This is a genomic window from Aeromonas sp. R7-5, assembly GCF_040908015.1.
Taxonomy (GTDB): domain Bacteria; phylum Pseudomonadota; class Gammaproteobacteria; order Enterobacterales; family Aeromonadaceae; genus Aeromonas; species Aeromonas caviae.
Map to the genome: position 1 here is coordinate 199,698 of NZ_JBFOCZ010000032.1, position 26,071 is coordinate 225,768.

20 protein-coding genes and 3 tRNA genes are annotated in these 26,071 nt (G+C 63.8%); 7 read left to right on the top strand and 16 right to left on the bottom strand.

Translation table 11 applies throughout. From position 1 onward, the window contains the following. Positions 1-2 precede the first annotated feature (2 nt). Positions 3-920, bottom strand: a complete 918-nt coding sequence (locus AB5Y53_RS14010; RefSeq protein WP_319862554.1) for a L,D-transpeptidase family protein — start codon at positions 918-920, stop codon at positions 3-5. A gap of 340 nt (positions 921-1,260) precedes the next feature. On the opposite strand from AB5Y53_RS14010, the gene AB5Y53_RS14015 reads away from it, so the two are divergent. Next, a tRNA-Ser gene (locus tag AB5Y53_RS14015) sits at positions 1,261-1,350 on the top strand. 387 nt (positions 1,351-1,737) lie between these two features. Here AB5Y53_RS14015 and AB5Y53_RS14020 read toward each other — a convergent pair. Further along, positions 1,738-5,175 (bottom strand): ATP-binding protein, encoded by a 3,438-nt coding sequence (locus AB5Y53_RS14020; RefSeq protein WP_368182331.1) that lies wholly within the window; start codon positions 5,173-5,175, stop codon positions 1,738-1,740. 249 nt (positions 5,176-5,424) lie between these two features. On the opposite strand from AB5Y53_RS14020, the gene AB5Y53_RS14025 reads away from it, so the two are divergent. Together AB5Y53_RS14025 and AB5Y53_RS14030 are read left to right on the top strand one after the other, a co-directional pair. After that, positions 5,425-5,500, top strand: a tRNA-Gly gene (locus AB5Y53_RS14025). A gap of 55 nt (positions 5,501-5,555) precedes the next feature. After that, a tRNA-Cys gene (locus AB5Y53_RS14030) sits at positions 5,556-5,629 on the top strand. A gap of 63 nt (positions 5,630-5,692) precedes the next feature. On the opposite strand, the gene AB5Y53_RS14035 is transcribed toward AB5Y53_RS14030, so the two are convergent. Next, positions 5,693-5,980 carry a hypothetical protein gene (locus tag AB5Y53_RS14035; RefSeq protein WP_010673542.1) on the bottom strand — a complete coding sequence of 96 codons (288 nt, stop codon included), beginning with the start codon at positions 5,978-5,980 and terminating at the stop codon, positions 5,693-5,695. Positions 5,981-6,194: 214 nt separating this feature from the next. On the opposite strand from AB5Y53_RS14035, the gene AB5Y53_RS14040 reads away from it, so the two are divergent. Next, positions 6,195-6,395 carry a YbfA family protein gene (locus AB5Y53_RS14040; protein WP_010673543.1) on the top strand — a complete coding sequence of 67 codons (201 nt, stop codon included), beginning with the start codon at positions 6,195-6,197 and terminating at the stop codon, positions 6,393-6,395. Positions 6,396-6,640: 245 nt separating this feature from the next. On the opposite strand, the gene AB5Y53_RS14045 is transcribed toward AB5Y53_RS14040, so the two are convergent. The 4 genes from AB5Y53_RS14045 to AB5Y53_RS14060 form a co-directional block, all read right to left on the bottom strand. Further along, the gene (locus AB5Y53_RS14045) at positions 6,641-9,862 is read right to left on the bottom strand and encodes a transporter substrate-binding domain-containing protein (RefSeq protein ID WP_368182332.1); all 3,222 of its coding nucleotides are present in this window, start codon (positions 9,860-9,862) and stop codon (positions 6,641-6,643) included. A 143-nt stretch (positions 9,863-10,005) separates the two neighbouring features. Further along, positions 10,006-10,773 carry a class III extradiol ring-cleavage dioxygenase gene (locus AB5Y53_RS14050; protein WP_109422600.1) on the bottom strand — a complete coding sequence of 256 codons (768 nt, stop codon included), beginning with the start codon at positions 10,771-10,773 and terminating at the stop codon, positions 10,006-10,008. A gap of 298 nt (positions 10,774-11,071) precedes the next feature. After that, positions 11,072-11,542 carry an FKBP-type peptidyl-prolyl cis-trans isomerase gene (locus AB5Y53_RS14055; RefSeq protein WP_010673545.1) on the bottom strand — a complete coding sequence of 157 codons (471 nt, stop codon included), beginning with the start codon at positions 11,540-11,542 and terminating at the stop codon, positions 11,072-11,074. 137 nt (positions 11,543-11,679) lie between these two features. Further along, the gene (locus AB5Y53_RS14060) at positions 11,680-12,834 is read right to left on the bottom strand and encodes a Na/Pi symporter (protein WP_368182333.1); all 1,155 of its coding nucleotides are present in this window, start codon (positions 12,832-12,834) and stop codon (positions 11,680-11,682) included. 250 nt (positions 12,835-13,084) lie between these two features. Between AB5Y53_RS14060 and AB5Y53_RS14065 the strand changes: the two genes are divergently transcribed. After that, positions 13,085-13,477, top strand: a complete 393-nt coding sequence (locus AB5Y53_RS14065) for a hypothetical protein (RefSeq protein ID WP_043155836.1) — start codon at positions 13,085-13,087, stop codon at positions 13,475-13,477. A gap of 75 nt (positions 13,478-13,552) precedes the next feature. On the opposite strand, the gene AB5Y53_RS14070 is transcribed toward AB5Y53_RS14065, so the two are convergent. The 5 genes from AB5Y53_RS14070 to AB5Y53_RS14090 all read right to left on the bottom strand — a co-directional run bounded on the left by AB5Y53_RS14070 (position 13,553) and on the right by AB5Y53_RS14090 (position 20,066). Next, positions 13,553-14,896: an APC family permease gene (locus tag AB5Y53_RS14070; protein WP_319900537.1), complete on the bottom strand. Its 1,344-nt coding sequence runs from the start codon at positions 14,894-14,896 to the stop codon at positions 13,553-13,555. 470 nt (positions 14,897-15,366) lie between these two features. Then, the gene (locus AB5Y53_RS14075; RefSeq protein WP_041214747.1) at positions 15,367-16,710 is read right to left on the bottom strand and encodes an APC family permease; all 1,344 of its coding nucleotides are present in this window, start codon (positions 16,708-16,710) and stop codon (positions 15,367-15,369) included. Then, positions 16,710-16,847, bottom strand: a complete 138-nt coding sequence (locus AB5Y53_RS14080; RefSeq protein WP_164882979.1) for a hypothetical protein — start codon at positions 16,845-16,847, stop codon at positions 16,710-16,712. The genes AB5Y53_RS14075 and AB5Y53_RS14080 overlap by 1 nt, the downstream gene beginning before the upstream one ends. A gap of 233 nt (positions 16,848-17,080) precedes the next feature. After that, positions 17,081-18,370 carry a 4-aminobutyrate--2-oxoglutarate transaminase gene (gabT, locus tag AB5Y53_RS14085; protein ID WP_010673550.1) on the bottom strand — a complete coding sequence of 430 codons (1,290 nt, stop codon included), beginning with the start codon at positions 18,368-18,370 and terminating at the stop codon, positions 17,081-17,083. A gap of 232 nt (positions 18,371-18,602) precedes the next feature. Then, positions 18,603-20,066 carry an NAD-dependent succinate-semialdehyde dehydrogenase gene (locus tag AB5Y53_RS14090; RefSeq protein WP_010673552.1) on the bottom strand — a complete coding sequence of 488 codons (1,464 nt, stop codon included), beginning with the start codon at positions 20,064-20,066 and terminating at the stop codon, positions 18,603-18,605. A 309-nt stretch (positions 20,067-20,375) separates the two neighbouring features. On the opposite strand from AB5Y53_RS14090, the gene puuR reads away from it, so the two are divergent. Both puuR and AB5Y53_RS14100 read left to right on the top strand, forming a co-directional pair. After that, positions 20,376-20,984, top strand: a complete 609-nt coding sequence (gene puuR / locus AB5Y53_RS14095; RefSeq protein ID WP_029314011.1) for an HTH-type transcriptional regulator PuuR — start codon at positions 20,376-20,378, stop codon at positions 20,982-20,984. 49 nt (positions 20,985-21,033) lie between these two features. Then, a complete protein-coding gene (locus AB5Y53_RS14100) occupies positions 21,034-22,311 on the top strand; it encodes an FAD-binding oxidoreductase (RefSeq protein ID WP_201969924.1) in 1,278 nt (425 codons plus the stop codon). 95 nt (positions 22,312-22,406) lie between these two features. Here AB5Y53_RS14100 and AB5Y53_RS14105 read toward each other — a convergent pair whose 3' ends face one another. The 4 genes from AB5Y53_RS14105 to AB5Y53_RS14120 all read right to left on the bottom strand — a co-directional run bounded on the left by AB5Y53_RS14105 (position 22,407) and on the right by AB5Y53_RS14120 (position 26,020). Next, the gene (locus tag AB5Y53_RS14105) at positions 22,407-23,600 is read right to left on the bottom strand and encodes a transporter (RefSeq protein WP_368182334.1); all 1,194 of its coding nucleotides are present in this window, start codon (positions 23,598-23,600) and stop codon (positions 22,407-22,409) included. Positions 23,601-23,663: 63 nt separating this feature from the next. Next, a complete protein-coding gene (locus AB5Y53_RS14110) occupies positions 23,664-24,323 on the bottom strand; it encodes a hypothetical protein (RefSeq protein WP_010673556.1) in 660 nt (219 codons plus the stop codon). A gap of 7 nt (positions 24,324-24,330) precedes the next feature. Then, entirely contained in the window at positions 24,331-25,008 is a 678-nt protein-coding gene (locus AB5Y53_RS14115) for a C39 family peptidase (RefSeq protein WP_039039335.1), read from the bottom strand. A 52-nt stretch (positions 25,009-25,060) separates the two neighbouring features. Continuing rightward, a complete protein-coding gene (locus AB5Y53_RS14120) occupies positions 25,061-26,020 on the bottom strand; it encodes a hypothetical protein (RefSeq protein WP_081331937.1) in 960 nt (319 codons plus the stop codon). Positions 26,021-26,071: the final 51 nt, after the last annotated feature.

Consider the following 26,071-nt stretch of genomic DNA (forward strand, 5'->3'; position numbering starts at 1 on the left):
CTTCAGCCACTCACGGGCTTGGGCAGCCCGCTCTTGTGCTCGAGCAGTGCGGTCACCCGGGCACTGTCGATGTCGGGGGCGGCGATGAACTGCTCGGCTTCGGGGGAGAGCACCAGCGGTGCCCCTTGTGCCATCTCCGCTTCGGTGCGGGAGAGGGGGGAGTGTACCTCCAGCCAGCGACGACCGTCAGGTTCCACCGCCATCTTGACCGGCTGGTTGATGACACGGACCGGGGTGCCGACGGGAACAAGACCAAACAGGGTTTCGATGTCATCCGGGCGCAGCCGGATACAACCCGCGCTGACTCGCAGACCAACCCCGAAATCCTTGTTGGTGCCGTGGATGAGGTAGTCCTTGTTGCCATAGCCAAGACGCATGGCGAACTTGCCGAGGGGGTTGTCGGGGCCGGGGGGGACCACGGCGGGCAGATCGATCCCCTTCTGCTCCAGCCAGGACTTGCGGACCATGGGGCCGGGCACCCAGGTCGGGTTGGGATTTTTCGCGATGATGGTGGTGGTCATCTCCGGCGTCTCGCGGCCGATGTCACCGATCCCGATGGGCAGCACCATCACCTCCTGCTTGCCCTTGGGGAAGTAGTAGAGGCGAAGTTCAGGCAGGTTGATGACGATGCCTTCTCGCGGCACGTCGGGCAGCAGCATCTGGGTCGGCAGAGTGAGCCGGGTGCCCGGGGTGGGCAGATAGGGGTCTACGCCGGGATTGGCTTCGAGCAGTGCCAGAAAGCCTGTCCGGGTATGCTTGCCGACCAGTTCCAGATGATCGCCAGGCTGTACGATGTAATCTTCCAGGGCGCCGATGAGACGGCTGTCCGCTGGTGGCAGGGGATAGGTGTTGGACCAGACAGGTGCGGCCCAGAGGCTGGCGGCAGCCAGCAGCAGTGAGACGATACGAGTGTTGAGCATGGTTGTTCCTATCGGCTGGGGCGAGGGACGGGTTCCCTTCCAAAAAATGAGCAGAGATTGTCAACGAATCCCGCGGGGATTACCAGTCCGGCACCATGACTGCCGGGAGGGCGGTGGCGAGCGCGTCACAGCGTGTCACTGGCCCATCAGGCTCGCCATATTCACCCGCCCGGAACCGGGCACAAAGTGGAGGCCGTGAGTGGGGAGGCGCTGCCGGGTGAACGTCACTGGCGTTGGGAGGGGCGGGATCGCCGGATGGCGGTTTTATCGCCAGTCGTCTGATCTGCAACGATATTTACATTGATTTCCCGGCTAGGGTTGGGTCAATATGAGTGCCCGTGGAGAGATGCCGGAGTGGCCGAACGGGATTGACTCGAAATCAATTGTGGCAGTAATGCCACCCAGGGTTCGAATCCCTGTCTCTCCGCCATTTATTCCCCTCAAGCCCGCGTCCGTCGCGGGTTTGTCATTTCTATCTCATCTCTGTCCATCCCCCGGCTCAGCCATCTCCCAATGTCTTTTCCGATTTGGGGCCTGTGGTCACGGGGTAGCGAAGCCTCACCCCATTCTCTCTAATGTCCATTCACCTGATTAGCCACTTGCCGGCCCAGACAGGTCTCCCGGGGTCATCACCAACATGGTGATGGGGCATGGGCCCGAACCTGCAGGGTCATCTGGCCGCCCCCGCGAGCTCAGCCATCGCGATCCCCCTGATAGGCGCAGAAAGCGTGCGGGTAGATGTGTCCAGAGTTGGCTATTGGTGCTTGTTTTCTATCCCGCAGCCATCATCAGAGCAACGTGGCTGCGGGTTGGAGACTCATGCCTTGCGGCTGGCGAGCTGGCGAAGGCGCTGGGTGCTCTGGTGCAGACTCTGGTGCTGCACCTCGTTCAGGGGGCAGTGCTTGAGCACGTACTCGGCGCTGGCCACCACCGTCTTCCAGCGCGGTGCCTTGGGCAGGGTGTCGAGGTTCAGGTACTTGTCGAGGGTGCGGGTCTGGGGACTGGAGCGGTCCATGTAGACCCGCCACAGCTTGCTCTTCTCCGCCAGCACTATCTTGCCCTTGCCGGTGCTCTGCTGCCAGGTCTCCAGGGTGAGACGCATGGTGTCCACCAGGGCGCGGCGCAGAGGTTCGTCATCCTGCTGGCGAATGAGATCGTCCGCCAGCGACCTGAACTCCCCTCCCAGCCGGCTCAGTTCCCCCAGCAACTGGCCATCCTCGATGATGGCCTGGCGAGAGAGGCTCTTGAGGGCGTTTTCCAGTGCAGCCATGCGATTGTCGTCCTGGCGCGGTTCGGTGCCAAGGGTCAGCGCATAGGCGTGCTGCCCCCCCAGGTTGATGGGCAGGGCGCGGGCGTTGAGGGTGTCTCGCTGGCCCGCCACCAGGAAGTCCAGCTCCCGCTCCGGCTGCGCGGTCATGTCGGGCCACTGGCTTGCCAGCGGGGCGGCCAGCCACTCGTCCAGCAGCTGCCCCTCCATGGCTTCCGGCTCCTGACCCAGCAGGCGCGCCAGGGCCCGGGAAGCAAACAGCACCCCTCCTTGCTCATCGAGGAAGACCATGGGGTCGGCCCCCTCGCCAAGCAGGGCGAGGAGCCGCTCCTGATCCTGGTGCAGTTGCTCCTGGAGCAGCAGACGGTGCTCTATCTCCTGTTTGAGCAGGCGGTTCTCCACCAGGGAGGCGCGCCCGGCGCTGGCCTCCAGCAGGGCCCTCACCCGGGCGAACAGCTCCTCCTTGCAGAAGGGTTTGACCAGATAGTCGTTGGCCCCGGCGTTGAAACCCTCTTCAATCTCCTTGGGCTGGTTGAGGGCGGTGAGCAGCAGCACCGGCAGCTTCTCCTTGGGGTGCTGCTGGCGCAGACGGCGGCAGACGTCGAAGCCCGAGAGGGTGGGCATCATCACGTCAAGCAGGATGAGATCCACCGGCTCCTGAGCCAGCTTGGTCAGGGCGTCGTGGCCGTCGCTGCTGGGCAGGATGCGATAACCGCAGGGCTGCAGCAGGTGGCGCAGGATGTGCAAATTGATGGGCTCGTCGTCCACCACCAGGATGACGGGGGCATCTTGCGGCGGGGGGGGCAGATCCTCGCTTTCCCAGTCCGGCAGGATGACGGGCTGCTGGCGCACCAACTGGTGCTCTATCTGGCGGCTGTCGAGGGTCAGACTGCCCGCCTTGCCGCTGGCCAGCGGCAGGGTGAAGGCGAAGGTGGAGCCGACGCTCGGCTCGCTTTCCACGAACAGCTCCCCCCCCATCAGGTGCACCAGCTGGCGGGTGATGGAGAGACCTAGCCCCGCTCCCTGCTTGCTCACTTCCGGGCTCATCTGCACCAGGGGCTCGAAGATGTGCTCCAGGTGGTCCCTGGCGATACCGATGCCGGTGTCGGTCACCTTGATGCGCAGGAAGTTGCCCTCTACCAGGGCGCTCAGCACCACCTTGCCCTGGGGGGTGTACTTGATGGCGTTGCCCACCAGGTTGTAGAGCACCTGTTCGAGGCGCTGCTCGTCCGCCAGCACAGGGGGCAGTTCGGCGGGGCTCTTGTCTACCAGGGTGAGGGGCTTGGCCTGCACGAGGTGCTGACAGAGATCCAGCACCAGCCGGATGACCCCCTTGGAGGAGACCGGCTGGGGGTGGATCTCCAGCTGGCCGTAGCGCATCTGGTGGTAGTCGAGCAAGTCGTCTACGAGGCGCGCCAGACCGTCGGCGCTCTTGATGATGAGGCCGAGCTGTTTCTGCTGCCCTTCGGTCAGGTCCTGCTGGCTGGCGAGCATGGACTCGGCCATCCCCTTGATGCCGTGGATGGGGGTGCGCAGCTCGTGGGAGGTGTTGGCCAGGAGTTCGTCTTTGAGCTTGTCCGCCTGTTGCAGGCTGAGGTTCTGCTTGTGGGTCAGCTTGACCTGCTGTTGCAGCTCCTGGGTCTGGCGTTCGATGAGCTCGATCTTGTCCTTCACCGAGCGCTGCATGTGGCGAAATGCCTGTGCCAGCCGGTCGATGTCATCGTCGGTGCGGGGGATGGTGATGGGGTGATCCAGGGCGCCGTCCGCCACCTGTTCGGCGGCGGCGGTGAGGGATCGCAGGGGCGCCGTGATGGAGTGGGAGAGCCAGCGGGAGAAGAGGATCAGCAGCAGCAGTGAGCCTGCCCCCAGCAGGATCACCAGGGTCTCGAGCTGGCGGATGGGGGCATAGGCCTCGCTGGTGGAGATCTCGGCGATGAAGGCCCACTCGGTATCGAACACCTTCACCTGGGTATAGGCGGCCAGCACCTCGTCATCGTGGTAGGAGAGGAAGGGGCCGACCCCCTGCTCCCCGGAGAGGGCCTTGATGATGAGGGGGGTCTGCAGCGGCCGGAAGTCGGGGCTGAAGCTGTTCTCCACGCTGAATTCGGGGGCGAGCCAGGCGTTGGCGCGCATCCGCTTGTCCGGGCCGATGAGAATGGTCTCGCCGGTTGCGCCGAGCCCCTCCCGCTCCGCCATGATCTGGTTGAGCTTGTCCGGCAGCAGCTCGAAGATGACCACGCCGCGCACATAGTCGTACTGCATCACGGGGGCGGCGAGGTAGGCGACCACCTGGCCGGTCAGCTCGTTGCGGCCAAAATCGGTGAACTCGAAGATCTGCTGGGGCTTCTGGCCGCCATCGAGGCGGCGCTTGATCTTGGCGAAGGTGTTGCCAAGACCGCTGGACTGGTAGGGGCCCGAGAGCAGGTTGGTGGCGAAGTTGGCCTGCTTGGTGACCGAGTAGACCACGTCACCGTTGAGGTCGACCAGGAAGATGTCGCTGTAGTTGGATTTGCGCACCATGTCGGCGTAGCCGCGATGGAAGCGCTGGTGGACGCGGCCATACATCTCGTCCGCCAGGATGAGGGCACTGATGGAGGGCTCTATCTCCACCTGACTGTCAGGTTGTTGCAGCTTGTCCCAGGAGCCAGGCACATAGCGGGCCTGGGCGCGGGCACGGGCCTCCTGCGGCGTGGTGCCGAGCTTCTCGAAGGCACCGGTGAAACCGTAGAAGCGACCGATACTGTTGCCGGCAAAGTCCTGCTGGGAGAAGTTGATGATCTGCTCCTTGAGGTTGCCGAAGTAGTCTTGCAGCTGGTTTTTCTTGATGTTGCGCACCGAGACCAGATGGTTGGAGGTCTGGGTGGTGAGATCCTTGCCGTGGCTATAGAGGAAAAACAGGGTGACGACCAGGAAGGGCACCAGGCCCAACATGAAAAAAGCCAGCATCAGCTGCGGTCTGAGCCCCCGAGGCCTGAAGTTCCATTTCATCGCATGATTTTCAATTGAGAATCCAGTTACTAAGCGCGATGAGTTTCTGACTAAAGGCTAACTATTTCAATGGCTTTATCTTAAATTCGCTCGTCGGGTCACAGGGAGCGGGGGGATTTTCGACCAAGGCGTCTAAAGGGTGAGCAAACAGCACGGGAAAGGGCTCAAAGTGAGAAAAAAGGGTTGTGCCCGGGCTCGGGGTACGTATAATGCGCCTCGTTGTCAGGCAACTGGCACGCAAGCAGTCATGCGGGAATAGCTCAGTTGGTAGAGCACGACCTTGCCAAGGTCGGGGTCGCGAGTTCGAGTCTCGTTTCCCGCTCCAATATTCCATGGCACCAACCATGGACATCACTCTCAAGGCAATGCCTTGTCAGCATGGCGCGTTAGCAAAGCGGTTATGCAGCGGATTGCAAATCCGTTTAGTCCGGTTCGACTCCGGAACGTGCCTCCATCTTCTCCCTGTTTTCCACGTCACTGACGTTGCCCATCCGCCATTGCGGCCCAGGATGATGCTTCATTGCATGTCAGTCAGCCGTGAACAACCCTCCCGTTGCCACGTCTTGTGCAGATGCTGATCCATCTCGGCCAATGCCTCGCCCCTGGATCCGGACCTCTCTTCGCCCCCCTGTTCTGCCAGCGCGGCCATCTCCTTTATCAGCAGACCGCATTGCCACAGGCTGGCGGTGGGGACCCCGTGATAGGGGATGTCGATGGCATCGTCACGATTGAGCCGCCACTCCTGCCACTGGCTCCAGGCGAGCACGCCCAATGCCCCCAGCAGCGCCGCATCTGCAAGTTTCATCCTGTGTTCCCCCGTTCTGGTCCAGTCCTCGTTAACTCTGGAACAGGGGCCGCGTTTTGCCACCTTTGTTGTTTTTTAGTTAAAGAATGTAACCCGGTTTCATTTTTAGGCTTTTAGCCCCATTTTTTATCAAAAAATGGCGCTGTCGGTGTAGTAATCCTACAATGATTGGCGTAATCTTTGTTCAGTGGTCTTACCAGTGAGGCGTTACATCATGTTTCATCCCTTCTCCCTGACTCAGATAATCCTTCGCCGCATCTTCGTCCTGATGGCGGGTCTGCTCGCCTTCCCGGTGATGCTGTTTCGCCGGGATCGCGCCCGTTTCTACAGCTACCTGCACCGCATCTGGAGCAAGACCAGCACCAAGCCGGTCTGGCTCAAGATGAGCGAGCGAGGGGAGCGGATCTTCTACTGATCCTCCCCGTGACGCCCGTTTCACCCGGCGCCAGACTGGCGTGACAGGCAGGGCGCACCTCCCGATATAAAAAAAACCGACACCCTGGTGTCGGTTTTTTTTATGGGGCTCGAACTGCCACCGGCCTTGTATCCATGGCTGGTCCACGTTGTCTTTTGTCTCTGTGGGCGACCCTTTATGCCGCAAATGCCAACGCACTCTCAGCCGAGCCCTTGCGACATGACGGGAGGAAAGGCTGGGGGTTCTCAGGGCGCAGGCCCCAGGGTGGCCAACGCCGCGCGCAGACGGGCGAGGCCGATGGGCTTGAACAGGCAGTCGTTCATGCCAGCGGCGAGGCAAAGCTCCCGCTCGCGAGGCTGGGCATGGGCGGTGAAGCCCCAGACGGGCAGGTCATGGCCGAGAGCACGCAGGTTGCGGGTCAGCTCGAAGCCGTCCATCACCGGCATCTGGCAGTCGGTGATGACCAGATCGAAGGGGTGGCTGGCGAGGGCGCGCAGGGCCTCCAGGCCATTGCTGCGCACACTGACGTCGTGTCCCAGGTGCTTGAGCTGCTGGCGCAGCAGGATCTGGTTGGCGTGATTGTCATCGACCACCAGGATATGCAGCCGATGGGGGAGGGGTTGAGCCTGGTGGGGCTGGGGCGCCGGCATTGCCGTGATCGGGGCGGGGGGTTGCTGGGCGAGCGTGAGGGGCAGTCTTATCTCGAGCCGGGTGCCCTCGCCGACCTGGCTGTGAACGGCTATCTCCCCCCCCATCATCTGGCACAGGATGCGGGCGATATTGAGGCCCAGCCCGCTGCCGGGGAACTGGCCCTGGCCGTGGGCGCGATAGAAGGGGGTGAAGAGCCTGGGCAGCTTGTCCGCGGGAATGCCGGCTCCGGTGTCGGTGATGGTGAGGTGCAGCACAGGAGGCTGCTCGCCCCCGGTCAGGGTGGCGGTGATGGCGACCCGGCCCTGCTCGGTGAACTTGATGGCGTTGCCGATGAGATTGAAGAGGATCTGGCGCAGGCGAAGGGGATCGATCAGCACCCTCGGCATGGGGGTGTAGGGTAGCCTGACCTCATAGATCAGTCCCTTCTGCTCGGCCATGCCCGCAAAGACCCGGGTGACGGACGAGAGCAGGGGCGCGAGATCGCAGGGGGTGGGAGTCAGGGTCATCTGGCCCGCCTCTATGGAGGCGATATCCAGGCTGTCCCCCAGCAGATCCAGCAGACCGTTGGCGGAGTCGGCGGCGATGCGCAGCAGCTCGCCGCTGTGACGGCTGAGAGCGGGATCCTCGGTGGCCAGCTCCAGCATGCCGAGGATGGCGTTCATGGGGGTGCGGATCTCGTGGCTCATGGTGGCGAGGAAGTCGCTCTTGGCGCGGCTGGCGCTGTCGGCCTGCTGTTTGGCCTCGCGCAGCGCCTCTTCCAGCCGCTTGCGGTCCGTGATGTCTATCCAGCCGTCGATCACCCCGCTGATGGCCCCCTCCCCGTCGAAATAGGGCACCATCCAGTGATAGATGTCGCTCTGGGTTCCCCTGTGATGGAAGAGGCGATCCGCAAAGATGGGCTGCCCCTCCTGCAATACCCTGGCAAAGTCCTGCTCCAGCACGGCGATGCTGCCTGCATCGAGCACCCCTGACAGCCCCTGGGCGAAGGGCTGACCCAGGATGGCCTTTGGCTCGGCGCCGAGCTGGGTCAGGTATTTGCTGTTGCACAGCAGCACCTTGCCGCTCTTGTCCCGCACGACGATGGGGTGGGGCAGGCTCTCCCCCAGTGCCCGGATGAACCTGACATGGGCCTCCAGTTGCTGGCGGGAAGCCTGCTCGGCGCTGGCCATCCGCTTGAACATGCGGTTGCGATAGAGCAGCACCAGCGCCAGGGTGAGGAGCCCCACGAACACCAGATAGACGATGTGGGCGTGGCGATCCATGAAGCCGGGCACCGGCAGTTTGCGATTGCGCCACTCGTAACTCATCATGGCGAGCTCGTTGGGGGGGATGGCGAGGATGGTCTTGTCGAGGATCCCCATCAGCATCCCCTGTCCGGGCAGGCTGGCAAACCCCATCCGGATTGGCTCGTCATCGGCGGGGCCGGCGATGCGCAGCGGGCTCTGGGGATCATTGTCCAGCGCATGGCGGGCAAAATAGAGGGGCACGATGGCGGCATCCACCCGTCCCTGGGCGAGCACTTCCATTGCCTCTGCTGCGCTCTCCACCTCGGTAATGCGGCTGCCCTCCAGTCTCTGTGCGAGGGGCACATGGCGCGTCATCGCCACCGTCTTGCCCGCCAGACTCCGGAGGGTGTCGATCCCTTGTTCCTCCTGGCGGGTGAGGATCACATAGATGTTGTCGGTGGCGTAGGGCACCGAGGTGCGCAGCCCGTAGTGTTCAGCCACCTGCTGGGAGATGGCGCCGATGAGGTCGATGGCGCCTGACTGCATGGCTTTTGCCAGCTGACGCTCAGTGTCTGCCCGCACGAACTCGAAGGTGAGGCCGGTGCGTGTGCGGATCTTGTCCAGCATGTCCACCGTCATGCCGACCAGCTGGCCGTCATGATCCAGGGCGCCATAGGGGTAGAGGTTGTCCATCAGCCACACCCTGATGGGGGGCGCTTGCCGCATCCAGGCCCGCTCGGCGGCATCATAGAGATCGGCGCTTCGCTCGCTCATGTCGCGGATGGGCCCGTTCCACTGGGTGAAGAGGGTGTTGCGCGCCCGGTCGTCGATGGCCGCCAACCCCCGGTTGACCAGGCTGAGCAGGGCGGGCTCGGTGGCCGGGACGGCAAAGCGGAACTCGGCAGGCGCCAGTTCGGGCGGGGCCTCGCCCCGCTGGCGAAGGTTGTCGAAGCGCTCGCTGTTGAGGTAGTGGGTGGCGTGGGCATCCCCCAGCAGGATGTCGTCGCGGCCGAAGAAGACCGCATCGAACGCCTCCATGTTGGAGGGATAGGTCACCAGGGTGAGAGTGGGGTAGTAGCGGCCAAAGCGTGCCCTGTCTATCTGATCCCGGACGGCGGCTACCCGCTGTCCCGGTGTGAGCAGGGCCCCCCGATAACGTCTGGGCACGGAGAAGACGAGGGGGCTGCTGAAATAGGGGTTGCTCAGGCGGATCGCCCGGGTGTCACTGTCCGCCAGGGTGAGATTGCCGAGGCTGGCGAGGTGTATCTCCCCCCGTGCCAGGGCACGGAGCAGGTGCGCCTTGTCGGGGAAGGCGCTCAGGGCAACGGGTTTGTCCAGCATCCGGGCCAGCAGGTCGATGTAGTCGGCACTGAGCCCCTCGACGCGCTGGCGAGCGATCATGGTGAAGGGGCGGTAGTCCTCTTGCAGGATGCCGACCCGCAGTTGGGACTGCTGGCGCAGCCATCCGAGCTCCGCCTCCGACCAGCGGGGAGGCAGCGGGGCGGGATCGTAGCGGCTATGCAGGGTCAGGGCCTGCACAGGTTGAAGGCAGAGCAGACAGAGCAGGATCAGTGTTCGATATAGGTTCATCTAGCCACCCGACGCGACAGCCATCCCTGCCAAGCCTCATCCAATGGCGGCCATTCTACCGGAAAATGGCTATAACGAGTCCGCTATTTCTCCACGCGCGTCGGCGAGAGCACGTCAAGCAGGGCGGCCTGGCCGCCCCGCCCTCAACCGAACTGGTAGGCCCCCATGTAGAGGCTGCCGTAATCCCAGCTCTCGTGCAGCTTTCGGGGTCTGTCGGCCCCCGCCGCGCCGAGCGCCACAAACAGGGGGCGCAGGTGATCGTCGTGGGGATGGGATTCCACCGCGCCCGGCGCCCGGGCCCGGTAATCTTCCAGCGCCCCCCTGTCTCCCTCTGCCATGGTCTGCTCCAGCCAGCGGGCAAACTGGCTCGCCCACTGGGGAACCGGCGAGCCGTCCGGCCCGAGGGCGCGCAGGTTGTGGGTGATGGCGCCGGAGGCGAGGATGCCGATCCCTTGCTCGCGCAGCCCCTGCAATGCCTCCCCCAGTTGCCACAGCTGGGCCGGGGTGAAGCTGGCCGGGATGGCGATCTGCACTAGGGGGAGTTCACTGTCCGGATCCATCAGGGAGAGGGGGGACCAGACTCCGTGATCCAGCTCGCGGCGCACCGGGGTAGCAGGCAGACCGGCCAGCAGCAGCTGATCGCTCACCGCTTCCTGCAACCATTGCGGGCTCGTCGCGGGCCAGCGGATCTGGTAGAGGGGCTCGGGGAAGCCGTAGAAGTCGTACATCAGGGCCGGGCTGGGCTCGACGTTGATCTGCAGCTCGCTTCGGCTGAACCAGTGGGCCGAGATCACCACCAGCCCTCTGGCACCCTCGAGGCGCAGTTGCTTCAGGAACCGGGTCGCGGGCTGATCGCGCAGGACCAGATCCGGGGCGCCGTGGGAGATGAACCAGACAGGGGCGATAGACATGACAGACTCCATATGCGTTGTGCCGATGCGCGCGGCGCACCGACAACCCGAGGCCAGGGCGACATGCCGCTGACGATGTGGTCATTATCTGCCCCTATTGATGGGTTAACAATCAGGCTTTAAGGATAAGCACTCTTCACTTTTGGTTGATAGTCTGGCATCAGGGCGAGGGAGACCGGGGCAGAAACGACAACGCCGGCGCAGTGCGCCGGCGTTGTGATCAGGGTCCGTCGGACGTGGCCTCTGAGGGGATGCCCCGCAGCGCCACCGCCAAGATCAACGCGGGCCCAGGGCGGGTTTATTGAATGCCCAGCAGCTCCACGTCGAAGATGAGGACTGAGCCCGGCGGGATCTTGCCGGCGGCGCGATCGCCATAGGCCAGGTTGGCGGGGATGTAGAAGCGGGTCTTCTCCCCTTCCACCATCAGTTGCACCCCTTCGGTCCAACCCTTGATCACCTGGTTGAGGCCGAACTCGATGGGTTCGCCACGGGCGACGGAGCTGTCGAACACGGTGCCGTCCAGCAGCTTGCCCTCGTAGTGCACCTTCACCTTGCTGGTGGCGGTGGGGTGAACGGTGCCGGTGCCCGGGGTCAGCACTTCGTACTGCAGGCCGGAGGCGGTGGTGGTCACCAGGGGTTTTTCCTGGTTGCTGGCGAGGAACTCGGCCCCCTTGCGCACGTTCTCTTCCGCCAGCTTCCGGTTGTTGCTGCTGGAGTAGAAGTAGTAGGCGGCGCCGGCGATAAGAAGGGCTATCAGAATGAATTTCATCGGGTTTTCCTGTTCCTTGAAATCAGAGTGCAATGAAGGGGCATCTTATCCCAGCCGGGGAGGGAGGGCGAGGGGGGATGCCGGAGGATGTGACCGGACGGGCAAGGCACCGGGGGCATGATGCCCCCGGTTCGGATTTACTTGACGGCCACCATCATCAGGGCGGGCAGGGCGAAGAAGAGCCCGGCCACGTAACCCAGCGCCAGCAGCTTGTTCTCGCTGCCGACCCGGGCCAGGGTTTCGGCGGCCTTGATGGGCAATTCCCGCAGGAAGGGCACGCCATAGATGAGCGCCACGGCGAAGACGTTGAACAGCACATGCACGAAGGCGATGGTCAAGGCCAGCTGGGCGCCGGCGCCGCTGATGGCGGTGGCCGCCAGCAGGGCCGTGATGGTGGTGCCGATGTTGGCCCCCAGGGTGAAGGGGTAGAGCTGACGGGTGTTGAACACGCCGCCGCCCGCCAGCGGGATCATCAGGCTGGTGGTGGTGGAGGAGGACTGTACCATGACGGTCACCAGGGTGCCGGAGGCGATGCCGGTCAGGGGACCACGGCCCAGCGCCTTGTGCAGCAGCTCCTTGGCACGGCCCACCATGACCTGTTGCAGCACCTTGCCAAGGGCGGTGACGCAGCCGAGGATGAGCAGAATCCCGATGACGATGGTGGCGATGGCGGGGCCCTTGCCCGGCAGGAAGGCGACGGCGCTGTCGATGAGATCCAGGGAGGGGGAGATGATGGGCTTCATGAAGTCCATGCCCTTCATGGACATGTCGGCGGAGCCCATCAGCAGACCGGACAGCCACTCGGCACTCTTTTGCAGCAGACCGAACATCAATTCCAGCGGCAGGAAGATGAAGACGGCCAGCAGGTTGAAGAAGTCGTGCACGGTGGCGGCGGCGAAGGCGCGGCGAAACTCGCCTCTGTCCCGGATGTGCCCCAGGGAGACGATGGTGTTGGTGATGGTGGTACCGAGGTTGGCCCCCATCACCATGGGGATGGCCATGCTCATGGGCAGGCCGCCCGCCACCAGGCCGACGATCACCGAGGTGACGGTGCTGGAGGATTGCACCAGGGCGGTGGCCAGGATACCGAGCAGCAGCGCGACGAAGGGGTTGTTGGCGAAGGCGAAGATCTGGGCCGCGCCCTCGGCGCCGCCGGAGAAGCCCTTGAAGCCGTGGGAGACGGCGCCAACGGCGACCAGGATCAGATAGATCAGCGTGATCACCGCGAGCCAGTTGAACAGGGGGCCGGGACGACGGATCTGCTGGGGTGCGGAAGATGCGGTGCTGTGCATATGGCCTCTTGGGGTCGTTCTGCGTTGAATTGGACGGGCGCATTACAACAAGGCTCCATGACAGAAATATGACAACGTGACACTTTTATGATGCTTTGGTGACAGGGCGGCAGGGGGCGTCGCAGACAAAAGGTGTCGGAGCAAACGCCGATATGGCGCCATCCGGCTCATCACCGGCCCCCGCCCTTGCACTGGGATCCCAGGGTTATATGCTGCCGGACTTTCCTGTCTTGAAACTGAGGAAGTGATGATGCGTGCATGGGTTTTGTGCCTCTCCCTGGGTCTGCTGTCTGCCGGTGCGCAGGCCAGCGTGTTCAAGTCCGAGTGCAACCTCGACAAGGCGGTCAGGAACGAGGCGATGAATGCCACCCTGGGGGTCAAGGGCAACTGCGATGCCGACAAGCTGGTGCGCCAGCAGAAGGAGAAGGCCAATGCCGAGGTGAAGAAACACACCACGGACGTGCTGGACAAGAAGACGGCGGGACTGAAAGAGACCAGGCAGCACACCAATGCGGCCCTGAACAAGCAGAGTGCCGGCGTGAAGCAGGCGCAGGACAAGGTCAACCAGACCCGCAAGGATGTCAACGCCGTGGCCAGGGATCCGGTCAAGGCGGCCGCCACGGCCGTGCTCAATCAGGGGTGAGGGTCCTCGCACCGGACGTCTGAATGCAAGAAGGGGAGCCATGGGCTCCCCTTCTGTTTGGGCGTGTGTGCCGCCTTACTGGCCGTCGGCCGCTTCCTCGTACTGACGGAAGGGGATGCGGAACACGGCGAGGCGCAGGAAGAGGTAGGTGACCCCGATCCCCGCCCAGATGAGGCCAAGCTCCAGGGAGCTCTGCTCCAGGTTGATCCAGAGGGCGCCGATGGTGGCGGCCCCCAGCAGCGGCAGCACCAGGAACAGCAGGTGCTCCTTGAAGCTCTTGTTGCGCTTCTCGCGCACCCAGAACTGGCCGATCACCGAGAGGTTGACGAAGGTGAAGGCCACCAGGGCGCCGAAGTTCACCAAGGCCAGGGCCATGTCCAGATCGAAGGAGACCGCGGAGAGGGCCAGGGCCCCCACCAGCAGCACGTTGATGGCCGGGGTGCGCCAGGTGGGGTGGATATAGCCGAACACCCGCTCCGGGATCATGCGATCGCGCCCCATCACGTAGAGGATGCGCGACACGCCGGCGTGGGCCGCCATGCCGGAGGCGAGCACGGCAGCGGTGGTGCACACCAGCACCACGCTCTGGAACAGGGTGCCACCCACGTAGAGGGCGATCTCCGGCAGCACGGCGTCCGGCTCCTTGAAGCGGGCCAGATCCGGGAAGAAGAGCTGCAGGCTGTAGGAGACGGTGACGAAGATGATGCCGCCGATGAGGGCCGTCAGCACGATGGCACGGGGGATCACCTTGCCGGCATTCGGGGTCTCTTCGGAGAGAGAGCTCAGGCCGTCGAAGCCCAGGAACGAGAAGCAGAGGATGGTGGCGCCGGTGAACAGCGGCAGCATGCTGGCAGACTCCACATGGAACGGACGGCTGCTCATCAGGGTGCCGGCCCCTTCACCGTGACTCAGGCCCCAGGCGATGAGGCCGAGGAAGGTGACGATGATGGCGATCTGGATGAAGACGATGAAGCCGTTGAGGTTCGCCACCAGCTTGATGCCGCGTAGGTTCAGGAAGGTCATCACGGTCACCAGACCGAAGATGAAGATCCAGGGCTCCACGGTGGGGAACATGGCGGTCAGGTAGATCTTGGCCAGCAGGATGTTGATCATCGGCATGAACATGTAGTCCAGCAGGGAAGACCAGCCCACCATGAAGCCCACATAGGGGTGGAACACCTTCTGGGCATAGGTGTAGGCGGAGCCTGCAGACGGGAAGCGGCGCACCAGGTGGCCGTAGCTGAACGCGGTCAGCAGGATGCCGCCGAGCGCCAGCAGGTAGGCGGTGGCCACGCGACCATCCGTGATGTCACCGACGATGGCGAAGGTATCGAATACCGCCATGGGCGTGAGGTAAGCCAGACCCATCACCACGACCTGGAACAGGGTGAGGGTCTTGAGCAGCTTGGCACCGGCCATCACGCTTTCTCCTCTGCACAGGCCCCGTGGGCGAGATGGGACGGGATCAGGGACGCGGGAACGCGTCGCTGGACACAGGGGGCGCCCATCTGTGGCACAGATGCGTGGCGCACGCCGGCGGGGACCGGCAGGAAAGCAGTGAAATGCCCCATGTTTTTCCTCACAACGTCGGGAGATTGCTTGGCAATCTGGGTATCAATTCCGGCACATGGCCGGCCTCTTGGTGAATGGTGGTGTGCCCCAGAAAAGCAAAGAACCGATGTTGTTGAAACATCGGCTCTCAAGGGGCGCCGTATTGTGCCCTCAGGGGGGGGAGGAGACAAGCGAAAAAGGCCGCCAGCGGGGAATTTGTTCCCCCCGTGAGCGATCACTTCGCCACCGCTGCCGGAAAGTCGATGACAACCTTGTCATCAGGCGGGACCCTGCTTTGCCGCCATGTGAAACCGGCGCCCTGGGGGCGCCGGTTTTGCTCAGGAGGCGTCCTGCTCGGGGCGGCCGAGGCGGACCCGGAACACGGTGAGGCGCAGCAGCAGGTAGATGGCGCCGAGGGCGGCCCAGATCAGCCCCAGCTCGAAGGAGGCGGGCTCCAGGTTGAGCCAGAGCACCCCGATGCAGGCGGCGCCGCACAGAGGCAGGGCGAGGAACAGCAGGTGATCCTTCAGGGTCTTGTTGTGACCCAGCCTGAGATAGAAGTGGGCAATCACCGCCAGGTTGACGAAGGTGAAGGCCACCAGGGCGCCGAAGTTGATGAGCGCCAGCGCCATCTCCAGATCGAAGGCCACCGCCGAGAGGGCCAGCATGCCCACCAGCAGCACGTTGAGAGCCGGGGTCTGCCAGGTGGGGTGGATGTAGCCGAAGACGCGGCTCGGCAGGGCGCGATCCCGGCCCATCACATAGAGCAGGCGCGACACCCCGGCGTGGGAGGCGAGCCCCGAGGCGAGCACCGCCACCGTGGTGCAGACCAGCACCACCGCCTGGAACAGCTTGCCACCCACATAGAGGGCGATCTCCGGCAGCACCGCATCCGGCTGCTGGAAGCGGGAGATGTCCGGGAAGAAGAGCTGCAGGAAGTAGGAGACGGAGATGAAGAGCACGCCGCCGATGAGGGCGGTGAGCACGATGGCCCGGGGGATCACCCGATCCGCGTTCGGGGTCTCCTCCGACAGGGTGGTGATGGCGTCAAACCCGAGGAACGACAGGCAGAGGATGGAGGCGCCGGTCAGCAGGGGATTGATGTGCATCTGCTCGGAGAAGAAGGGGCGGCTGCTCGCCACCGTGCCGAGCCCCTCGCCGTGGCTCACGCCCCAGGCGATGAGGCCGATGAAGACGGCGATGATGCTGAACTGCATGATGACGATCAGGCTGTTGAAGTTCGCCACCAGCTTGATGCCCCGCAGGTTCAGGAAAGTCATGACGGCGGCCAGGGCCAGGATGTAGGTCCAGGGGGCCACGCCGGGGAAGAGGGCCTCCATGTAGATCTTGGCCAGCAGCATGTTGATCATGGGCATGAACATGTAGTCGAGCAGGGAGACCCAGCCCACCATGAAGCCCACATAGGGGTGGAACACCTTCTGGGCATAGGTGTAGGCGGAGCCTGCCGAGGGGAACTTGCGCACCAGGTGGCCGTAGCTCATGGCGGTGAACAGCATGCCGATGAGGGCGAGCAGGTAGGCGGTCGGCACATGGCCTTCGGTGATCTCGGTGACGATGCCGAAGGTGTCGAACACCGCCATGGGGGTGAGATAGGCCAGCCCCATGATGACCACGTGCCAGAGTTTCAGGCTTTTTTTCAGACCGGCGGGGTGCGGGTGCATCAGGCGATCCCCCGCAGGCTGGCTGACGGGATCAGGCTGACGGTGAGGTCATCCTGCACGGTGGGGGCGCCAGTCCGGGATGCGGACGGATGGCGCAGACCGGCGCGGGCCGGCAGGAAAGCGATGATATGCCCCATGGAGTTCCTCACTAAGAAGCGGGTGTCGTGAGATGGCGTGCCACCTCGTTATCATTTCCGGTCTGTTCCGGCCTCGTTATGGATTTGTTTGGCGCAAAAAAAGAACCGGGCTCCGATGAGCGGACGGTCCTTGAATACGGCGGCGCATTGTGCATTCGTGATGCCCCCTTGACAAGCATATCAAGGGAGCAAAAACGCATTTTTTTGCACGTGGGCGAACGCTGTCTTCCGGATCAGGCCAGGGAGGCGGACAGGGCCTGCTCCAGCAGGTCGAGCCCCTCGTCGACGATGGCCGCCGGGGCGGTCAGGGGGGCGAGGAAACGGATCACGTTGCCACGCACGCCGCAGGCCAGCAGCACCAGCCCCCGCTTGCCCGCCTCGGCCACCAGCCGCTTGGTGAGATCCGGGTCCGGTCTGGCGGCATCTCCCTCCTTCACCAGCTCCATGGCCACCATGGCGCCGGGGCCGCGGATGTTGCCGATGCAGTCAAACCGTGTCGCCAGCTGGTGCAGGCGTGCCTTGATCTGCTCCCCCTGGGCCAGGGCCTTCTGGTTCAGGCGCTCCTCCTCGATCACCTCCAGCACCGCCAGGGCGGCGGCGCAGGCGATGGGGGAGCCCGCATAGGTGCCCCCCAGGCCACCGGGCTTGGCGGCGTTCATCACCTCGCTCTTGCCCACCACGGCAGAGAGCGGGAAGCCGCCGGCCAGGCTCTTGGCCAGCGTCATGATGTCGGGTTCGACACCGCTGTATTCGGTGGCGAAGGTCTTGCCGGTGCGACAGAAACCGGTCTGGATCTCGTCGCAGATGAGCAGGATGCCGTGCTGGTCGCACACCTGGCGCAGGCGCTGCATGAAGCTGGCGGAGGCGGGGTAGAAGCCCCCTTCCCCCTGCACCGGCTCGATGATGATGGCGGCCACCCGGGTGGGTTCGATGTCGGCGCTGAAGCAGAGATCCAGCGCGGCCAGGGCATCGTCTTCACTCACTCCCAGGTAGTCGGCGGGGAAGGGGAGGTGATAGACCTCGCCCGGGAAGGGGCCGAAGCCGGTCTTGTAGGGCACCACCTTGCCGGTGAGGGCCATGCCCATCATGGTGCGGCCGTGGAAGCCCCCTTTGAAGGCGATGGTACCGCTGCGACCGGTGTGGGCGCGGGCGATCTTGATGGCGTTCTCCACCGCCTCGGCGCCGGTGGAGAGGAAGAGGGTGCGCTTGGGGGTGGGGCCGGGCACCAGGGCATTCAATTTTTCCGCCAGCTCGATATAGCCGGGGTAGGGGGTGACCTGGAAGCAGGTGTGGCTGAACTTCTCGAGCTGCTCGCGCACCGCCGCCACCACCTTGGGGTGGTTGTGGCCGGTGTTGAGCACGGCGATGCCGGAGGCAAAGTCGATGTAGCGGTTGCCCTCCACGTCCCACAGCTCGGCGTTGTGCGCCCGGTCGATGAAGACCGGCAGCAGGGTGCCGACCCCCTGGACCACGGCCGCTTCGCGGCGGGCCTGCCACTGCTGGTTGTTGCTTGAATGACTCATCTTTCCTCCCTGAGGGGCATGGGCCCCCGCTGTTCCTGTGCCATCTGGCCATATGTGTGCCGCCAACTGCCCTCGGGCAGGGCGGCCTGTTCGCAAAAGGGGGCCCCGGGCGTGCCCTCAGGGCCCACAAGGCGCTCGGTCGTGACCGGCGACCCCCTCTTTCTATCTGTAAAAGCGATAGGCTGCGTCATAACGCATCTGTTTTAACGATGCGATTGCCCTTTCATTTCCCTCAGCGAATGCCGCCAAAGCAGAGGTATTTGGTCTCCAGGTACTCCTCCAGCCCTTCGGCCGCCCCTTCCCGGCCCAGCCCCGACTCCTTGATCCCGCCAAAGGGGGCCAGCTCGGTGGAGATGATCCCCTCGTTGATCCCCACCATGCCGTATTCGAGCCCCTCGGCCACTCGCCACACCCGGGCGATGTCGCGGCCATAGAAGTAGGCGGCCAGGCCATAGGGGGTGTCGTTGGCAAGCGCAATGGCCTCGGCTTCCGTCTCGAAGCGCACCAGAGGGGCGACGGGCCCGAAGATCTCCTCGTCCAGAATGGGGTTGCCCCGGGTGACCCCGGTCAGGATGGTGGGGTGATAGAAGAGGGGACCGGCGGGGTGGGCGTCGCCCCCCACCAGCACCCGGGCACCGGCGGCGACCGATTGCTGCACCAGCTCGGCCACCTTGCTGGCGGCGGCCGGGTTGATGAGGGGCCCGATCTGGACGCCCTCGCCCATGCCGTCCCCCACCTTGAAGGCCTTGACCGCGGCGGCGAGCTTCTCGGCGAAGGCGTCATAGACGCTGGCCTGCACCAGGATGCGGTTGGCGCAGACGCAGGTCTGGCCGGCGTTGCGGTATTTGGACGCCAGGGCCCCGGCCACGGCGGCGTCGAGGTCGGCGTCGTCAAAGACGATGAAGGGGGCGTTGCCGCCCAGCTCCAGGGAGAGGCGCTTCATGGTGTCGGCGCACTGGCGCATCAGCAGTTTGCCGATGCGGGTGGAGCCGGTGAAGGAGAGCTTGCGCACCACGGGGTTGCTGCACAGCTCGTTGCCCACCGCGCTCGCCTGATGGGAGGTGACGATGTTGATGACCCCGGCGGGAATGCCCGCCTGCTCCGCCAGTACCGCCAGTGCCAGGGCGCAGAGGGGCGTTTCGGCGGCGGGCTTGATGACGATGGTACAACCGGCGGCCAGCGCCGGACCCGCCTTGCGGGTGATCATGGCGATGGGGAAGTTCCAGGGGGTGATGGCGGCCACGACCCCCACCGGCTGCTTGATGGTGGCCAGGCGCCGATCGGCGGAGAAGCCGGGGATGGTGCGGCCATAGGCACGCTTGCCCTCTTCCGCGAACCACTGGATGAAGCTGGCGCCGTAGGCCACCTCTCCTTTGGCTTCCGCCAGCGGCTTGCCCTGCTCGCAGGTCATGATACGGGCGAGCTCCTCCTGGTTGGCCATGATGCGCTCGAACCAGGCGTAGAGTTTGCTGCTGCGCTCCTTGGCGGTGAGGGCCGCCCAGGCGGGTTGCGCCGCGTGGGCGGCCGCGATGGCGAGGCGGGTATCCTCCCCGTCCATGTCGGGCACCTGGGTGATGACCTGGCCGGTGGCCGGGTTCAGGACCTCGAACCGGCGCCCGCCCAGGGACTCGCACCAGCGGCCGTCGACATAGGCCAGGGATTTGATCAGGGAGAGAGCAGGTTGTGATGCTGACATAAGTAAGGGGCCTCGATAGTGGGTCTGGGTGGCGCGTTTATGTGGGCACCGCCGTATAGAATAATAAGCACGTAACGACCATAAAATGAGCCGAAATGTTTTTCAAGTGTTAAATATATTTGAGTGAACTGGGCGTCACATGCTAGAAATGGGGCTGTGAGCGCGATTGTAGCGGTTTTCATTGCGCAGGGTGTGCAAAATAATGAACGCTCTGGGTTGTGCAGGATAGTGAACGGGGCTGACGTGCCTGACTCACTATATTGACCAGTCGGCCCCAGGTATTCGAATGACCATGGAAGGAGGTGGGCGATGGAGCAATCCCGTGGCGAGGTCCGGTGGCGGACCATGACGGACAACCCTCTGGCGGAGCACGAGAGAAACATGGGGGAGCGGCTCGCCCGGATCCGCAGGGAGCTCGGGCTCTCCCAGCGCCGGGTGGCGGAGCTGAGCGGCCTGACCCACGGCGCCATCTGCATGATAGAGCAGAACAAGGTGAGCCCCTCGGTGGCCTCCCTGCAAAAGCTGCTGAGCGTCTACGAGCTGCCGTTGTCGCGCTTCTTCGCCGAAGAGGAGGTGGCGAGCACGCCCAGCGTGGTGATCAAGGCGGAGCAGCTCATCGAGCTCGGCAGCCAGGGGGTCTCCATGAAGCTGGTGCACAACGGCAACAATCGGCGCCAGCTCGGCTTCATGCTGGAGACCTATGCCCCCGGCACCGACACCGGCGGCGTGGTGAAGCATCAGGGGGAGGAGGTGGGCACCGTGCTGGAAGGGTCGGTGCTGCTGACCCTGGCCGGCCAGACCTATGAACTGTGCGCCGGGGACAGCTATGTCATCGACACCGGCGAGCCCCACAGTTTCAGCAATCCCTCGGGGCAGGTCTGCCGCATCGTCAGCGCCCACACCCCGGCCAGCTTTTAATGTGAACAACCCGTTGTGTTGGAAACGAACCGGTAAGGAAACAGGGATCATGACCGAACATGTAAAGAGTTACTACGCAGCCAGTGCCAACAAACACGCGCCCTATCCCACGCTCACCGAGCAGCTGGAGTGCGACGTCTGCGTCATAGGCGCAGGCTACACCGGCCTCTCCAGTGCCCTGCATCTGGTGGAGAAGGGGTACAAGGTGGTGGTGCTGGAGGCGGCCAGGGTCGGCTTTGGCGCCAGCGGTCGCAACGGCGGCCAGATCGTCAACTCCTACAGCCGCGACATCGACACCATCGAAGCGAACTGCCCGCCGGATCAGGCCAGGCTGCTCGGCTCCATGTTGTTTGAGGGGGGCCAGATCATCCGCGAGCGGATCAAACGCTACAACATCCAGTGCGATCTGCAGGAGGGCGGGGTGTTCGCCGCCGAGACCGAGAAGCAGCTTCACGAACTCAAGGCGCAGAAGGCGCGCTGGGAGAAGTGGGGCAACGACCAGCTGGAGCTGCTCGATGCCGACGGGGTGCGCCAGGTGGTCGCGAGCGATCGTTACGTCGGCGCCCTGCTGGACAAGAGCGGCGGCCATATCCATCCCCTCAACCTGGCGCTGGGGGAGGCGGAAGCCATCCGCATGCAGGGGGGGCTTATCTTCGAGCAGTCCGCCGTCACCAGCATCACCCCGGGTCAACCCGCCCTGGTCAAGACCGCCAAGGGGGCAGTGAAGGCGCGCTTCGTGGTGGTGGCCGGCAACGCCTATCTCGGCAACCTGGTGCCCGAGCTCGCCGGCAAGAGCATGCCCTGCGGCACCCAGGTGATCGCCACCGAGGTGCTGGGGGAGGAGCGGGCCCGCTCACTGCTGCCGCAAAACTACTGCCTGGAGGATTGCAACTACCTGCTCGACTACTACCGCACCTCCGGCGATCACCGGCTCATCTATGGCGGCGGCGTGGTCTACGGGGCGCGGGATCCGGCGGATATCGAGCGGCTGATCATCCCCAAGATGCGCAAGACCTTCCCCCAGCTCAAAGACGTCAAGGTGGAGTACACCTGGACCGGCAACTTCCTGCTCACCCTGTCGCGCCTGCCGCAGTTTGGCCGCATCGGTCACAACATCTACTACATGCAGGGCTACAGCGGCCACGGCGTCACCTGTACCCATCTGGCGGGCAAGCTGCTCTCCGAGGTGCTGAGCGGTCAGGCGGAGCGCTTCGATGCGTTCGCCAGGCTGCCGCACTACCCCTTCCCGGGTGGCCGCCTGCTGCGCATCCCCTTCACCGCCGCCGGCGCCGCCTGGTACACCCTGCGCGATCGCCTGGGGGTGTGATGACAAGGTGGCCCGCCAGGCAGACTGGCGACAACAAGAAGAGGGAGGCGTTATGCCTCCCTCGTTTTTTGTCGTCAACCTGCCCGGGCACGGGGCTAGAAGCGGTAGGGGAAGCGGATCCCGATGGTGTAGTCCGGTGCATCCGTGGTGAGCCCGGCAGACCAGTTGACCGCCATGGAGAGGTTGTCGGTGATGGCCCAGGTCGACCCCATGCCAAAGCTGGCGGCGTTGGCATCGGAGCCGGTGACCTTCTCCATGGCAAAGCCTTCGGACCCCTGCTCGGACTCCATGGTGACGCGCTGGTTGATGTTGAAGGAGAGGCTGAAGCGTTCGTTGAGGGCGAATGCGACCCCCAGGCCATATTCATACCAATCCCCCAGCTGGATGCTGCCGGGCTGGTTGCCGGGCTGGTAGGAGATATCGTCAAAGTCCTGCGTGAGGCTGTGGCCATAGTTGAGGCTGGCAAACAGGATGGCGGGATCCATGGTCTTGACCAGAGAGAAGCCGGTGGAGAGCTGCCAAAGCCCATTGCCGGTGGCGAGCTCCTTGGGGGTCACCAGGTTGCCCGATTCCGAGGTGTTGATCTCGATGCCGTAAGGATCCTTGCCGGTCGGCGCCTTGGCCCGGAAGTTCCACACCAGATCCGGCCAATCCTCGCTCTCTGCCATGACCCTGTAGTAGATGGCGAGGCTGAGATCCCCCAGACCGCCATCGCTGACGCTCTGCTCCTCGAAGTCGCGGCTGGAGTTCTCCTTGCCGGTGCTCTGGTAGTTGGTGTTGCGGAACATGTAGGGGAGTGCCAGCTCCAGTTGCCAGCGATCGTTGAGGGTGTAGCGGGTGATGACATCCGCCGTCCACTGATCGGAGCGCACCCGATCCAGGTTGATTTCGCCAAGGAAGATGGCGTCCAGGGCGAGGAAGCCGCGCAGGGCGAGATCCTTGCGGTTGTAGTGCTGGTAGGAGAGGCCCACATCGACGGTCAGGGCTCGGTCGAACACATTGTGCTGTTCGATCATCAGGTCTTCGGTACTGCGGCCGACTTCCGGCGTGCGCCGTGAGGCGTCCTGCTGGGTGGAGGCGACGGCGGCCCCGGCTCCGGCGGTTGCCGTCGTGGCACCGGCGGCCTTGACGGCCTCCAGGCGGGCCTGGAGCTGATGGAGGGCCTGGTTTTGCTGGATCAGTTGCTGGCGCAGGAGATCCAGCTGTTGTTGCAGGGCCTCCTCTTCGGCCGTGGCCCCCCAGCAGGCGAAGGGGGCGAGGGCAATCAACAGCATGCGAGACTGTTTCATCGGGATACGTCCTTGTTGTTTATCATCCTTTCTTATAGTTCAGCCCCGGGAACTCACCTGCTCTCAGCGCGAAAACCAGATGCGGGTCTGATTGAGCGTCTGCAAACCGTCCCCCCTGACCTTGTTGAACTGCAGCAGCCCCCGGCTGAAGTCGGTACCGCGCAGGCTCTGCTCCAGCAGGACCCGGCCGTCGGAAGAGTGTAGTTGCAAGCCGGCATAATTCCCCGAGACCCGATAGGTGGCGGTGCCAAGATCGCCCTGGTGCTCATAGCTGCCCGCCTGGACCAGGTGTCCCGTCATGGTGGGGGTGGTCAGTTCAATACCGGTCTGGTTGACCGAGCTGTTGCCACTCCCCTCCAGTTGAACGACCTGCACCAGCCCGGCCCCCTGCACCTGGGCCTCCTTGGCGGGCGTGGCCGCGGGCTTGACCTCATCCTTGACGCGCACATCCAGCTTGGGTTTGTTTTGCACAATGCTCAGTGCCAGGTTCATGGCCGCCGTCTGCTGGGCCTGGGCCGTGGTCAGTGACGAGATGAACTCGATGCCGAAGTAGCTGATGCCATGGCTGCTGACATAGCGGCCGCGCAGGTGGGCCAGCTCCCCGTCCGCCAGTTCGGGCGCAAAATGGTCTGACAGATGGGCCAGCGGGTCCGGTGCTGCCAGCAGCGGAGAGGCGATGCCACCCAGACTGCAGAGGAGGCATAGGGCGGGTCGGGTATTCATGATGACCTCACATTAGCTCTTTGTGCTGAAAACCGAATTCCAGCAGGGATGTTTCATTGACCGGGGCGAAGAGCCCATCCTTGCCTCTGACAGAGAGCGGGGGAGAGGGGTTGGCAAGGGGGGCATCGGGACGATAGCCCGCGCCGATGACGGCGAGGAGGATGCCGTTCCAGCTCTCCTTGAACTCCTTGAAGGTGATCACCCGGTTGCCGAGGGCCGGGTCTGCCAGATAGACGCGATCATGGCGATCGATGGCCCGCAGCACGGCAAAGTGCTGATAGCCGCGAATGTTGAGCAGGACGATGGTGGGTACCCTCACCTGGCGCAGTTTTTCATCGCCCAGTCGATACCCTCTGACCCGCATGCCGAGCATTTGCAGGTACTGCTTCATGTCGAGCATGGAGAAGCCGTAGTGCTTGACCTGCTCCGGGTCTGCCATGGCAAGCATGCCATCCATGACCCAGCGTTCATTGGTTGCATGGCCGTAGGCGTAGCGCAAGATGGTGGCGACGGCGGCGGCCCCGCAACTGAAATCCGTATGTTGGCGCTCGATGTTGGCGTACCGGCGCTCCAGAATGCTCTGTACCGGTTTGTTGAGATCCCCCAGCGCCGGGAGATGCTCCCCCAGTGGCACCGAGCCTGCCCAGACGGCAGGACAGCACAGCAACAGCAACAGCCAGCGCATTCAGACCTCCAGTGTCAGGGAAAAAGGGGGCACTGGGCCCCCTCGCATCGACTTACTTGGCAAACCCTGCGGCCAGCGAGAGATTGTTCGCTTGCAGGTTGTTGGTCCCCGAGGAGACGTTCACCCCGATGTTGCCCACGGCACCGTTGAAGGCGCCGCCATCGATGGTTGCCCGGTTGAAGGTTTCGCGGCTGGTGTAGGTGTTGACCACGGGAATATACCCGACGGCGTACCCACTGAGCTTGATGTCACCCTCTTCCTTGAACTCGAACTTGCCATCATCTTTCGGGTTGTTGTTGCCGTACCTGTCGTTGTCATTGTCGTGGTCATGTCCTTTCTTGACATCATGACCGGTACCGCCCCCCTCGTAATCGCCCCAAGCCTTGAGACCGAGGAACACACCCGCCTTGTCAACTGTCTTGGTTGCACTCAGGCTTTGGTTTTCGGTCATGTTCTTGGAGACGCTCTGGCTGTTGGCCACGGTGGCCACGGCCATGTTGCCGGTGGACACGGACGCTGCCATGTTGTTGGCCTGGACGTTACCCGAGCCCGAGGTCACGTTGACCCCGATGTTGCCTGCGGCATCCTTGAAGGCCCCATCGCCCACACCGGCCTTGTTCTGATGGCCGTGATTGGTCGTCCAGTTGTTGCTGGCGCTCTGGGTGGAGAAGACCTCGGCATCCGACGATCCGCCAGGGGCGCCATGTTGTTGTTGACCACGACCCATGATGAACTCGGCATCGACCTCGTCATAGGCGGCCAGGGAAGCGCTGTTGCCCTGTACGTTGGAGTCACCGGCTGCGACGTTGGCGCCGATGTTACCGGATGCACCCTTGAACGAGCCGTCGATCTTGCTCGTGTTCTCCGTTCTTGTATTGGCGGTGCCTATCATGGAACTGGACTGCTGGTTGTCCACGACGGCCATGCCGAGTTTGTTGACGTTGATGTAGCCGCCGACATTGACCCTGCCTTCGTATTCCACATCGACCTCTGCCTTGACCTTCTTGGTCAAGGTTGCCCCTGTCTCATCTCTGTCACCGCGGTAATCGGCGGATGCAGTGCC